Below are 12,184 nucleotides of genomic sequence, written 5' to 3'. Positions count from 1 at the left end.
GTCGCCGAAATGAACAGCTTGGTCCCGATACCCGCGTTGGACAAGCCTGTGGCCAACAGTCGGAGCACCTCGAGTTCACGGTCGGTCAGGCGCTCGACTGCCGATCCCTGACCGTTGAGGGATCGAATGACCGCAGAAGCGCTGCGCGAGTCGAATGCGCTCTCGCCGCGTGAGACGGCACGGATCGCGCGTACCAACTCGGTAGTGTCGACGTCTTTGACGACGTATCCCCGAGCACCGGCGTGCACCGCCTCCACCACGAGCCGATCGTCCAGAAACGTCGTCAACACCAGCAGCCCGAGACCAGGATGCGCGCTCGAAAGTTGCGCGCACAGAGCCAATCCCTCGTAGTCGGTACTCGCCGAAAGCTTGAGGTCCATCAGCACGATGTCCGGCTGGACTCGCTCGACGACAGCGAGTCCTTCCCCGCGCGAGGACGCCTCACCGACGACGGACAAATCGGCCTCGCGTTCGAGCACCGACTTCAGCCCGTCGCGAAGTATGGCGTGATCGTCGACCAGCACGATCCGGACCACGGTTGTCTCAACGGTCACGACTGCTCACTCTCCTGGGAAGGAATGCGCACGGAAATCCGCACACCTCCGATTCGGGCCTTACGGATCTCGAGCACGCCTCCGTGCTCACGTGCTCGCGCTGCCATGTTCGCCAGGCCTCGATGCCGTCCGTCGACGTCGTTGCTCTCCGCCACACGCAACATCATTCGCAAGTGCGCCGGATCGCCCTGCCCGTCGTCGGCGATCGACAGGAACACATGCCCGGCTCGGTACGCGAGCCGGATGACCGCACGATGTGCGCCCGCGTGAACCGCAGTGTTGAACAACGCTTCACCCGCAATTCGCAGCAGACCGTGTTCACATGCGCTGTCGAGTTCGACGGGAGTTCCCTCGACCCGCAGCGAGACCTGGAGCTCGTCGGGCATGTGCACGACCGAGAGCTGCTCGAGCATTTCCGGCAGCGACGTGCGGTCGTCGTCCTGCGAATTGTTGAGCGCGTAGATCGCCGACCGCAACTGCTCGACGGCACGTCGGGTCAGCTCTTTCGCCAGGTCCAACCGCTCCCGTCTTTCGTCGGCGGGAATGTCGCTGCGACACACTTCGATCTGCATCCCGGCCGACAGCACGGCCTGGGTGACGCTGTCGTGCAATTCTCGCGCGATGCGGTGCCGTTCGTCGTCGAGCACCTGATGTCGATGCGCGGCGCCGAGTTGACGTTGTGTCGCTTCGAGTTCCGCGTTCCGAATAGCGAGATCCGCCGCTGTCCGATGCGCCTGCCCATACGCGTTCTCGGTGCGTTCGAGGAGCACTCGCCTACTCTGATACAACGCCGAATTCTGCAGTGCTACCGCAGTTTGGCTCGCAAGAATACTGAGCACCGCCGAATCCGTTGCATCGAGTACTCGCCGCGTCGGCGTCCACGCTGCGAACGCTCCGACCACACCTCCATCCAACGCGATGGGTACGAATGCGTGGTGCGCGGCGATCTGAGGGGCGCGGCCGTCGCCGGTAGTGGCGAGCCTGATCGCTTCCAGGCACTCGACGACGTCGTCGGGCAGCGGCGGCCCTACGACATCGTCGACCAGAAACGGCGTCGCGTCGGGTCCGAGGACGAGTCGCCGTGGTCCAGCATCCGGCAGGGCCCCGTCGGCGAGAGCGAAGACGACCCACTGCGCGCTCAAATGGGCACGCGCGGCTTCGGCGACGGCACAGATCAGCGTCTCCGGACCGTCGACCGTGCGTACCAGAGCCCGAGAAATCAGCTCGAGGGCATGTACGACGCGTTCGAGCCGCTCGGCCGCGCCGCGATACTGAGGATAGAACGTGCTCTTGCCCGACCGCAGCCCCGTCAGCAGTGACAGATCCGGTGGCTGGGTGGTCACAGGGCAGTCCTGAACAACGCAGCCATTTCCTCGTGCGAGGCTTGGCGTGGGTTGGTCGACATGCACGCGTCGCGGAGCGCATTGGTCGCGAGAACGTCGATGTCGGCGTCACTGACACCGATTTCGCGCAGCCCCTTCGGCACGCCCACCTGGCGTGCCAACTCCTCCACCCGTGCGGCGACGGCCTGAGCCGCTTCCTCGGCGGACCCCCGCCCCTCGGGGAGAGCGAGGCTCATCGCTATCGCCACGTAGGGCAAGGGATCTGCTGCCGCGTTGAACCTGATGACGTGCGGAAGCAGCACTCCGTTGATGACGCCGTGCGGGAGGTCGAGCAGTCCGCCGACCTGGTGGCTCATCGCATGCGTGGCACCCAGGATGGCGTTGGTGAAGGCGAGGCCTGCTTCGAGGCTCGCCTGTGCCATCGACGTTCGAGCGGTCATGTCCGACGGTTCGTCCATCGTGCGGGCGAGATGCGAGGTCACCATCGTGACTGCACGCAGTGCATGGTGATCGGTGAGTTGGTTGTGCCCGAGCGAGACGAATGCCTCGATCCCGTGTGTCAAGGCGTCGAGACCTGTTGCCGCGTTGAGCCATTCCGGCATGGTCGTCAACAATCTCGGGTCGATGACGGTGATATCGGGAACCAGTGCCCGTCCGAGAATGGTGATCTTGGTGGATCGGGCAGTGTCGGTGACTATGCAGAACTGGGATACGTCGGCGCCGGTGCCGGAGGTCGTCGGAACCATGACGAGCGGCGGGATAGGTCTCGTCGCACGATCGACGCCCTCGTAGTCGAGAATCGATCCGCCGTGGCCCGCCAACACTGCAATGCCTTTGGCAGCATCCATGACCGAGCCGCCGCCGATCGCGATCAGGACGTCACAACCCGATTCCTGGTAGACCTGGTGGCCGGCTTCGATCTCGACGTCCTTGGGATTGGGGGTGAGCCCGTTCCACGTCGTCGGCGCGAGGCCTTGCTCGTCGAGGAGAAGCGTCAACTGCGCCACCCAGCCGGTGTCGATGAGGCCCTCGTCGGTGACCACCATCGGCCGCTGCGCGCCGAGGCGAAGGGCAGCATGCGCGACTTCGACGAGCGAGTCCTGGCCGAACACGATTTCGGGCGCATGAAACTTGAGCACCCTCGGCGCCTCGACCGCGCTTCGGTGCGAATGCAGGTCATGCATGGCCTGACTGGTCGAGGCCGCTTCGATCATCGGTTATCGCCTCTGAACTTCCCTGTTGGCGGCGGAGCCCACCACCATGTGATCCAGGTTACAACGATAGCCGTCCCGGTGCGCACTTGCCCACCAGCGGTCAGGCAGGTATCTACCTACCCGATCAGGTAGGTAGGAGGCGACTCGCTCGCCGTCGGCACCACCGAACTTCGAGCGGTCTCGACACACACCCGAGTCGACCGCTAAACTAGAACACGTTTCAGTTCCGTGAAAGGATGCAACCCGATGGCGAGTGCCGACCAGCAGCATGGTTCACGATCGGTGCTGCTCACCGTAGCCGCAGTCGTCGAGGAGACCGCGGATGCCAGGTCCATCGTCTTCGACGCACCGGCGAATTTCGACTACCGGCCGGGCCAATTCCTGACGCTGCGGATACCGAGCGAACGGACGGGCTCGGTGGCTCGGTGCTACTCGCTGGCCAGCTCCCCGCACGGCGACGAGGCCCCGAAGGTCACCGTCAAACGCACCGTCGACGGGTACGGCTCCAACTGGGTCTGCGACAACGTCGCCGTCGGCGACGTCATCGAGTCGCTTCCGCCGTCCGGCCGTTTCACCCCACCCGACCTCGACGAGGACTTCCTGCTACTGGCTGCCGGATCGGGAATCACCCCGGTCATGTCGATCCTGAAGTCCGCATTGGCCGAAGGAGTCGGCTCGATCGCACTCCTCTATGCCAACCGCGACGAGTCCTCGGTGATCTTCGCCGACGAACTACGCGCACTGGCAGCGGAGTATCCGCGCCGACTGGCCGTCACGCACTGGCTCGAATCACTGCAGGGAATCCCGAGCATCGACCAATTGGCCACTGTCGCAGCACCGTATCGCGAGCGCACAGCGTTCATGTGCGGCCCAGGCCCGTTCATGGATGCCGTGCACAAAGCCCTTGCCAGCGGCGGGTTCCCGCGCGAGCGTGTCCACAGCGAAGTGTTCTCCTCACTCACCGGTGATCCCTTCACCGATCCTCCCCCGACGCCTGTCACCGAAGAGGACAGTGCGTCGGCAGCGACCGCGACAGTCGAACTCGACGGCGAAACGCACAACTTTCCATGGCCGAGAACACAGACTCTCGTCGAGGTCATGCTGACCCAGGGCCTGGCCGTTCCCTATTCATGTCGAGAGGGAGAGTGCGGTTCGTGCGCGTGCACGATTCTCGACGGTGAAGTCGCCATGGAGAATTCGGAAATACTGGACGAGGAGGACATTGCCGACGGGATGATCCTGGGATGCCAGGCTCGTCCCGTCAGCAATGACGTGCGGATCGAATTCTGACGACGTCACCACGGATCCACGAATATCGTGATGGGCGTGTTTTCCGATACGACCGTGTCCTCCGCGACCGACGTGCGCGTGACGGTGGTGTTCGGATTGTCGCCGTAGGGGCCCGCGACCCTCACACTGGTGAACCCTGCATCCTCGAGCACGTCGACCGCGACAGGGGCCGAGTAGCCGACCACGTCGGGGACCGTGATTTGGTCGACGGTGGCGGCGGAGGCCACCGAGGCGCCTCCGACGGATACCGCTCCGACTGCGGCGATGACAGCAACTGCCTTTTTGAACGAGGTACGCATTCCGAGACTCCTAAGCAAAAGTGGATGTTCCTTCCCGATCCACAATCCGCTCGAAGTCTGAGGTTCGACGCAGAGAACGCTGTGAGTTCGCTTCAGGCCCCGCGACTATCGAAAACTCCCTGCCGGTGGCCTGCAACCGCCCCGACAGCCGCGAGCAGTTCGGCGTCATGGCTGATCATCAAGACACCCATACCCGCCTCGCGCGCTTCGCTCTGCACGAGCCGCATGATCGATGCCGTCGTAGCAGCATCGAGCATCGCGGTCGCTTCGTCGCAGATGAGGTACCGCGGCTCCTGCGCCAGCGCTCGCGCGACGCAGGCGCGCTGAAGCTGCCCATCGCTGACCTGGTGCGGACGGCGCTCGAGCAGGTCGGCCGTCAACCCGACCCGTTCGGCCAATTCCTCCACCACGATGCGGCGACGCACTATCTTGGCAGGCTGTTCGATGATCGCGCGCAACGTCATTCGAGGATCCGTTGCCGCCCTGGGCGATTGGAACAACATGGCCACCTGCCGCCGAATCGCCGACGGCACGGCCAATCCGACATCCCTGACCTCACGGCCATCGATCGTGACGATGCCCGCTCGCGGCTCGAGGAGCAGCGCGAGAACCCGAGCCAACGTCGACTTCCCTGATCCGGACGGTCCTGCCAGCCCGACAAGAGATCCAGCGGGAATCGAGAACGACTCGCGCACCAGCACATCCGAGGTACCGGAATAACCCGCGGTGATGTCGACTGCGTCCAGACTCATGCGCTCACTCTCGTTCGATACGACCGATTCCCGACGGTGACCAGCTCGGTCGCGCCGCCGGACTGAGTCGACTCGGGTCGACGCAGATGATAGACACACTCCTCGGGCAAGTCCGTCAGCTGCGGCGCGGTACCGGGCATCGGGTTCAGCCCACGGGATGGCAGCGCATTCAACAGGTCTCGGGTGTAGTCGTGCAGCGGTTCGTCGAGCACCGAGCGTGCAGGGCCGGTCTCCATGATCCGCGAGGCGTACATCACCGCGACACGATCTGCGACGGCCGTGCGCATCAACGAGGACAGATCGTGAGTGATCAGCAGGACGGCAGCACCATCGTCGGCCGAGCGTCTCAGCAGTCCCAGGATGCGATCGGTCAGGTCCCCGTCGAGGTTGGCGGTCGGCTCGTCGGCGACGATGACCGCAGGATCCCCGACCAGAGCACCGGCGATCGCAACGCGCTGCGCCATCCCGCCGGACAACTCGTGCGGGTAACAGTCCAGATCACGCGGATCGAGACCGACCAACCGCGCCAACTCGTCGCATCTGTGTCGGGATCGGAGAACTCGAATGGTCTCTTCCAGTTGAGATCTCGCCGTGCGCACCGGCGTCAGATAGGACGATGCCGACTGCGGGATCAACGCCACATCGCGCCCACGGAACGACGAGTCGGCGAACACGTCGACGATTCGTTCGGGGGTCTGCACCACGACCGATCCCGAGACCGAGGCCTCGACCGGCAGCATGTTCATGATCGCCGACGCCAGGATCGACTTGCCACAACCCGATTCTCCTACCAACGCGGTGATGGTCCCGGCAGGGACTGCCAGGTGCACCTCGCTCGCGGCATGTACGACCCGACCGTCGGCCAGCGGTATGCGCACCGTCAGATTGTCGATTGCCAATGCGGTCACAGTCTCAACTCCGAGGGTTTCGGCGGTGAGACCGCCTGCCGTAGCGTCGATCCGAGCACAGCCACTGCAACTGTCGCCAGAACCAGAATTCCCGCTGGGAAGACCAATGTCCACCATCCCCCGAGGAGGAGGGAACTACGTGCCTCGGACAGCAGGGTGCCCAGACTCGGTTCGTGCGGCGCGAGACCGAAGCCGAGGAAGGACAGCGTCGACTCGTGCCATATCGCATGTGGCAACAGAAGAACGACTGCGATCAAAGCCTGAGGCAGGACTGCGGGGAGCACGTGCGTCGCGACGAGATGCCGACGGCTCGCACCGGCAAGGACTGCGGCGTCGATGTACGGTTGCTCGCGCAGCCCGAGGATCTCCGACCGCACGATCCGGGCTACCTGAGTCCAGTGGGTCAACGCGATCGACAACACGATGGCAACGATGCTGCCCCGGAACATCGCAACGATGACGATCCCCAGCAGCAAGTGCGGTAGTGCATTGACCGCGTCGGTGCTGCGCATGACAACTCGATCGACCCAGCCGCCCCACACTCCGGCCACGACGCCCACCATGCTCCCGATCACGGTGGCCAGCACCGCGCAGGCCGCCGCGACCAGCAACGACGTGCGGATCGCGGCAGCGCTGCGCACGAACAGATCTCGACCGGCGGAATCGGTCCCGAACACGTGTGAGAGCGACGGCGCCTGCCGAGCTGCGGCGAAATCGGTGACCCTGTCGTCGATGCCGGACAACCAGGGCACCGCGACCGCGTACAGCGTGAGCAGAGCGAGAACCGAGCCTGCCAGTACCAGCCTGCGCCTATCCATCGGTCTTCACCCGCGGATCCAACAGCGCGACGACGACGTCGGCGAGAAGCGATCCGAGCATCACCGCCAGCGTCGTGCCTACCGTCAGCACTGCCAGCAACGCCATGTCGAGATCACGGGCGGACTGCACGATGGCACCGGCGACACCGGGCCAGGAGAACACCTCTTCCACCAGTACTGCCCCGACGACGAGTTCCGGCAGACGTACGCCGAGCACATTGACGAACGGTGCCATCGACGTCGGCACAATGTGCCTGCGCGTCACCATCGCCGTCGGGATCCCGCGGGCCACCGCGCCTGCGACGTACTCTTCGCCCCGCGCGGTCGAGACCGATTCTCTGACTGCGAGCAACAACCACGGAAGTTGCGATACCGCGAGGACTGCGACCGGAAGAATCATGTGTACGGCAACCCCACCGGGAGTCGGGTCGGCTCCCCCGTCGCTGAGCCCCGCGACCGGTAGCCATCCGAGCCCGAGCGCGAACACCGCAATCGCGCCGAGGGACATGACGAACGGGGGCAGGCCGGCAACGGCGATACAGAAACCGGTGACGCATCGATCGAGGATGCCGCCGCTGCGAATGCCCGCCGTGACACCGAGGACCAGTGCCAGCGTCGCAGCGACCGCCAGACCGACACCCGCCAACAACAGCGTCCACGGTGCGCGCTCGGCAAGGACCTGGGCAACGGGCTGGCCGAACGATCGCGATATCCCGAGGTTGCCAGTGATAACTCCGTGCAACCACTGCCAGTACGTCGTGTACCAGGCTCGATCGAAACCCAGTTGTTCGGTGATCATCGCTTTGTCCGCGTCGGTCGTCGTCGTATAGCGCACACCGAGGTACGCGACGAGAGGATCGAACGGTGAGACCGCAGCAGCCGCGAACAGACCGGCCGAGACCGCGCCGCACACCGGGACGACGAACAGCAGCCGACGTCCGATCATGCGGAGAATTCCCCGGCGTCGAGTTCTCCTGTCGTGGCTCGCTGCCGACGTCGTCACCGGCCGCGCGATGGTGGCGGTCACGATTGCCGCGTCCATGTCTGCAGCGACCACCACGGTCCCCACGTGACGCCGTGAGAATGCGGTTCGAGGATCGGCCCCGACATCGTCCAGTCCGAGTCCTTGGACACGTAGGTGTGATCGAGGAACACCAGGAACACGAAGCCGGGATCCTCGACGTACGCCCGCTGCATGTCGCGGTACGCCGCATCGCGTTCTGCGGTGTCGAGGCTTCGCCGTCCCGTTTCGAGCGCCGCGTCGACGGCAGGATTGACGTAGCCGCTCGCGTTGTCGTAGATGCTGCCCACGTCAGGGTTCACGAACACCGAGTCCAGCGTGTTGTACGCCTGGGTGTCCGGGTCGTACGGCTCGGATCCGCCACCGAGCAGAGTCGAATCGAACGAGATACGTGGGTCGATCCGATCCCACGACAACGCTTCCAGGTTCACCTCCACGCCGACTGTCAGAGCGTCGGATGCAAAGGCCTGAGCCAGATCTCGTCGGACCGTGTCCGTCGAGTTGTACATCACGGTGAATTCGGCCCGGGTGCCGTCCTTGACGCGGATACCGTCTTCGGCACGGATCCAGCCTGCCTCGTCGAGCAGACGCTCGGCCCCGGCCGGGTCGTATCGGAACACCGCACTCGGATCGTAGGCGTCGCCGTACACCTCGGGAATCGGCGTCGCCGCACTCGCGCCGTATCCGCCGAGGACGTTGTCCACCATGGACTGCCGATTCGCGGCCAGGTTCAGCGCCATGCGCACGGCCTTGTCACCTGCGACCGGATTGTCGGTCGGCAGCGATACTCCCCGCCAGTCGGCAGAAGCATTGGACGACAACGACATACCGTCTTTGCCGTCGAGCGTCTTCGCCAGCAGCGGCGGCAGGTTGGTGCCGTCGATCTCGCCGGCGACCATCCGTTGAGCGCGGGTGTTGTCGTCGGGTACGTACAGCAGGGTCAGCTTCTTCACTGCCGGCGCGCCGCCGAAGTAGTTCTCGTTGGCCTCCAGGACCGCACGATCGGGCGAAAGGTCGACGAGGGTGTACGGACCGGTACCGATCGGTGCCGTGTTCAGGCTCGACTCGGCGGCGAGCCCCGGTATTGCGACCGATTCGGCAGGAACGATGCCGATCAGGAGCTTGGTCGGCAATGCCGAATACGGGTAGGCGAGCCGAAATTCGACGGTGCGGTCGTCGACTGCGACGACGTCGGTGATCATGTCGAACGAGGACCGCACCTCCGACGCCGAGGCGGGGTCTTGGATCGCGCCGTACGTTGCGACGACGTCGGCCGCATCGAAGGAGGAACCGTCGGAGAACGCCACGCCGTCGCGCAACGGGACAGTCCAGACCGTCGCGTCGGCGTTCGACGTCGGAAGCTCCGTCGCCAGAGACGGCTCGAAACCCGGTAGCCCATCGGCACCGTCGAGCCGAAGCAAACCGTCGTACATCTTGGCCTCACCCGCGGCACCGTAGCCCGCCACGGGGTTGTAGCCGCCCAGCTCGTAGCCGTCGGCGAGGACCAATCCGCGTGCACTCGACTCGCTCGCAGAATTCGTCGGGGCACTGCACGACACAACCGCAAGAACACACGTCGCGCCCACCGCGACACCGACCACAGACCCAGTCCGGATCACTAGACCCTCCTCGTTCATCTGAGCAGTTGTTCAGATGGACGAATGGTGTCACAGGGTGTGCGCGCGTGCCCGCGATCGATCGCCTACCACCCGTTCATCACCGACGAACTGGCCTATCGGGTAGGCCGCGGTGCCGTCCGTTCCCGCCGGGAAGCAACTCCGAAACCGGCGGACGACACGAGAGCCAAGAGGATGACAAAGCCTCCGTACACCAGCGCGGTCGGCTCGAGGCCGAAGGAGTGCACCGCAACGCCGCCGATCACGGCGGGGACACTGAACGCCAGATAGCTGAGCACGAACGTGGTAGCGAAGACACTTCCGCGTTCGTCTGCGGGCACCAGTGCGCCGAGGGTGCGCATGGCCCCGAGAAACGTGCTCCCCCAGCCCACACCCGCGACGATCGAACCGAGGAAGTAGAGCGGGACCGACACCATCGACACGGACACCAGTGACAACCCGACGCCGAGCGCGAGCACGACCGCACCGACGACCATGACGGCCCTCGGTGGACGAGTTCGAACACACGCGGCCGCAACGGCTCCGGAGAAGAACAGGGCGAATATGTCGAGACCGCCGACGATGTGGTTGTCGATACCGAAGACGGAACCGATGATCGACGGGCCGAGGGAGAGATGAAAACCACCGAGCGACCACGTCGCGATCAGTGCGGGCACGATCAGCAGGAACGGGACGCGCGCACCCGTCGGGAACGATGCCCTCGGCAGCAGCAGCTGTGCAAGGTGCCGCCGTGATTCGACCTCCCGCAGCGCAGAGGTTTCCAGCACGAACAGCACCGCCGAGGCCAGAAGCACGACCGATCCGATGAGGAGTCCGTAGACGAGCGTCGTCGGCGCCGGGGCCAGTTGCACCAGGAGTCCAGCACCCAGCGCACCGGTGGCGAGGCCGATCGACGGCGCAACGCTGTTGACGAGCGGACCTGCCGATTCGCTCGGCTGAAGGTCGATGACTGCGGCGCTGAGGGCACCGGTGGCCGTACCTGCTGCCATGCCCTGTACCACTCGGGCTGCGATCAAACCGGGAACGCCGTCCGCGAAAATGAACAGAACCAAGCTGATCACCAGCAGCACCAGCGCGGCGATCAGAATCGGTTTGCGACCCACGTGGTCGGACAGACTGCCGACGGTCAGTAGCGCGGAGAGCAGAGCAACGGCGTACACCGCGAACACGACGGTCAGCATCGTGGAGGAGAAGCCCCAGGCTTGCTGGTAGACGGGATACAGCGGAGACGGCGCGGCCGAGGACGCCATGATCACCAGGTACGTCAGTCCGACAGCCCAGAACGCCACTGCCGAGGGCATCCGCTTCTTCGACGCCGCAGGAGCGACGCTGGAAGTCTCCGCGCCCAGTTCGGTGTTGGCCATCGCAGTCTTCCCGGTCGGTTGAAGCACAGCTAATTACTTCACCAAACAATAAGCCGCTGCACTATCGAGTTCTGTTCGGCGTGCTTCGGACGCACGTCTAGCTACGCGCGTGTCACTGGTGAACCGGCTGCACCCCGGCCAACAGACGCCCCTCGGCGTAGGCGAGGGCGCTGGCCGGCAGAAAGCCGTCGCGCCCACTGAGCGAAACCGATACCGCACCCGTGCCCTGGTCCCCATCTCCGAGTTCGTCGATCCGCCGCAGTGTCTGCCGCGCAACGGCATCCGCACTGTCGAAGAGTTGCACTCCGGACGGGAGAGCCGCCACGATCTCCGTTGCCACCAACGGATAATGCGTGCACCCCAGCACCACCGATTCCACGTCGGCCGGAGTGGCAGCAACAGCGGCGCGAATGGCAGCCGTCACGCCCTCGGCGTCGCCGCGGTCGATCGCGTCCGCAAGTCCGTGGCACGCGATGGGCGTCACTGCCCGGTCCGAAGCGAACTCCTCGATGAGCCGAGCCTGATACGCACTGGCCGTCGTGGCAGCCGTCGCCCACACCGCGATCCGGTTGCTCGCCGCCGCGGCAGGTTTGATCGCAGGAACAGTGCCGACGACAGGTACGGCAGGTCCGAGATGCGCACGCACATGGGTCAGCGCGGTCACACTCGCGGTGTTGCACGGGAGCACGATCACTCCGGCGCCGGCTGCCATCGCTCGATCGACGGCGCCGAGCACCCGCTCGACTACCCAGTCGTCGGGCTTGGGACCCCACGGCGCCTGATCGGGGTCCATCAGCAGGATCAGATCGAGCTCGGGACGCAGCTTCTTCAGCCACGCGGAAGTGGGCAGCATGCCCAGCCCCGAGTCGATCAGTCCGACGATCATGCGATCACGCGCCCAGCGCCTGCTCGATGTCACCGATCAGGTCGGCGGCGTCCTCGATGCCCACCGACAGTCGCACGAGATCGTCGGGGACCTCGAGC

Annotated in this window: 13 protein-coding genes; 1 reads left to right on the top strand and 12 read right to left on the bottom strand. The window is 65.0% G+C overall.

Annotated features, from left to right (window positions below):
* From A2J03_RS10890 to A2J03_RS10880, 3 genes are all read right to left on the bottom strand, one after another.
* Window positions 1–554: response regulator transcription factor (locus tag A2J03_RS10890; protein ID WP_068373320.1), on the bottom strand; the 554-nt coding region annotated here is incomplete at its 3' end.
* The gene (locus tag A2J03_RS10885) at window positions 551–1,897 is read right to left on the bottom strand and encodes a MadS family sensor histidine kinase (protein WP_068373317.1); all 1,347 of its coding nucleotides are present in this window, start codon (window positions 1,895–1,897) and stop codon (window positions 551–553) included. The genes A2J03_RS10890 and A2J03_RS10885, both read right to left, overlap by 4 nt.
* Window positions 1,894–3,081, bottom strand: coding sequence for an iron-containing alcohol dehydrogenase (locus tag A2J03_RS10880; RefSeq protein ID WP_068373314.1), 1,188 nt, complete (start codon window positions 3,079–3,081; stop codon window positions 1,894–1,896). The genes A2J03_RS10885 and A2J03_RS10880 overlap by 4 nt, the downstream gene beginning before the upstream one ends.
* Before the next feature lie 276 nt (window positions 3,082–3,357).
* Between A2J03_RS10880 and A2J03_RS10875 the strand changes: the two genes are divergently transcribed.
* Window positions 3,358–4,401, top strand: coding sequence for a ferredoxin--NADP reductase (locus tag A2J03_RS10875; RefSeq protein ID WP_068373323.1), 1,044 nt, complete (start codon window positions 3,358–3,360; stop codon window positions 4,399–4,401).
* Window positions 4,402–4,406: 5 nt separating this feature from the next.
* Here the strand turns inward: A2J03_RS10875 and A2J03_RS10870 are convergent, their stop codons facing one another.
* The 9 genes from A2J03_RS10870 to A2J03_RS30500 all read right to left on the bottom strand — a co-directional run.
* Entirely contained in the window at window positions 4,407–4,700 is a 294-nt protein-coding gene (locus A2J03_RS10870; RefSeq protein ID WP_068373311.1) for a PASTA domain-containing protein, read from the bottom strand.
* 92 nt (window positions 4,701–4,792) lie between these two features.
* Window positions 4,793–5,452, bottom strand: a complete 660-nt coding sequence (locus tag A2J03_RS10865) for an ABC transporter ATP-binding protein (RefSeq protein ID WP_068373309.1) — start codon at window positions 5,450–5,452, stop codon at window positions 4,793–4,795.
* The gene (locus A2J03_RS10860; protein WP_068373307.1) at window positions 5,449–6,360 is read right to left on the bottom strand and encodes an ATP-binding cassette domain-containing protein; all 912 of its coding nucleotides are present in this window, start codon (window positions 6,358–6,360) and stop codon (window positions 5,449–5,451) included. Before A2J03_RS10860 ends, A2J03_RS10865 begins: the two co-directional genes overlap by 4 nt.
* Complete coding sequence (locus tag A2J03_RS10855) at window positions 6,357–7,178, bottom strand: ABC transporter permease (protein ID WP_068373304.1); 822 nt, start codon at window positions 7,176–7,178, stop codon at window positions 6,357–6,359. Before A2J03_RS10855 ends, A2J03_RS10860 begins: the two co-directional genes overlap by 4 nt.
* A complete protein-coding gene (locus A2J03_RS10850) occupies window positions 7,171–8,124 on the bottom strand; it encodes an ABC transporter permease (protein WP_231912484.1) in 954 nt (317 codons plus the stop codon). Before A2J03_RS10850 ends, A2J03_RS10855 begins: the two co-directional genes overlap by 8 nt.
* Window positions 8,125–8,201: 77 nt before the next feature.
* Window positions 8,202–9,818, bottom strand: a complete 1,617-nt coding sequence (locus A2J03_RS10845) for an ABC transporter substrate-binding protein (protein ID WP_442971341.1) — start codon at window positions 9,816–9,818, stop codon at window positions 8,202–8,204.
* 113 nt (window positions 9,819–9,931) lie between these two features.
* Window positions 9,932–11,200 (bottom strand): MFS transporter, encoded by a 1,269-nt coding sequence (locus A2J03_RS10840; protein WP_068373296.1) that lies wholly within the window; start codon window positions 11,198–11,200, stop codon window positions 9,932–9,934.
* 112 nt (window positions 11,201–11,312) lie between these two features.
* Window positions 11,313–12,086 (bottom strand): glutamate racemase, encoded by a 774-nt coding sequence (locus A2J03_RS10835; protein ID WP_068373294.1) that lies wholly within the window; start codon window positions 12,084–12,086, stop codon window positions 11,313–11,315.
* A 4-nt stretch (window positions 12,087–12,090) separates the two neighbouring features.
* Window positions 12,091–12,184, bottom strand: a 94-nt coding sequence (locus A2J03_RS30500; protein ID WP_156520319.1) for a PLP-dependent transferase, incomplete at its 5' end; no start/stop codon positions are given.

Source organism: Rhodococcus sp. EPR-157, assembly GCF_001647195.1.
GTDB lineage: Bacteria > Actinomycetota > Actinomycetes > Mycobacteriales > Mycobacteriaceae > Rhodococcoides.
This window is presented reverse-complemented; position numbering and strand designations above follow the sequence as displayed.

Bases quoted from the DNA above. Each gene is read 5' to 3' on its own strand.
- A2J03_RS10870 (WP_068373311.1), bottom strand. From the start codon at position 4,700: ATGCGTACCTCGTTCAAAAAGGCAGTTGCTGTCATCGCCGCAGTCGGA.
- A2J03_RS10855 (WP_068373304.1), bottom strand. From the start codon at position 7,178: ATGGATAGGCGCAGGCTGGTACTGGCAGGCTCGGTTCTCGCTCTGCTC.
- A2J03_RS10850 (WP_231912484.1), bottom strand. From the start codon at position 8,124: ATGATCGGACGTCGGCTGCTGTTCGTCGTCCCGGTGTGCGGCGCGGTC.
- A2J03_RS10840 (WP_068373296.1), bottom strand. From the start codon at position 11,200: ATGGCCAACACCGAACTGGGCGCGGAGACTTCCAGCGTCGCTCCTGCG.
- A2J03_RS10875 (WP_068373323.1), top strand. From the start codon at position 3,358: ATGGCGAGTGCCGACCAGCAGCATGGTTCACGATCGGTGCTGCTCACC.
- A2J03_RS10880 (WP_068373314.1), bottom strand. From the start codon at position 3,081: ATGCATGACCTGCATTCGCACCGAAGCGCGGTCGAGGCGCCGAGGGTG.
- A2J03_RS10865 (WP_068373309.1), bottom strand. From the start codon at position 5,452: ATGAGTCTGGACGCAGTCGACATCACCGCGGGTTATTCCGGTACCTCG.
- A2J03_RS10835 (WP_068373294.1), bottom strand. From the start codon at position 12,086: ATGATCGTCGGACTGATCGACTCGGGGCTGGGCATGCTGCCCACTTCC.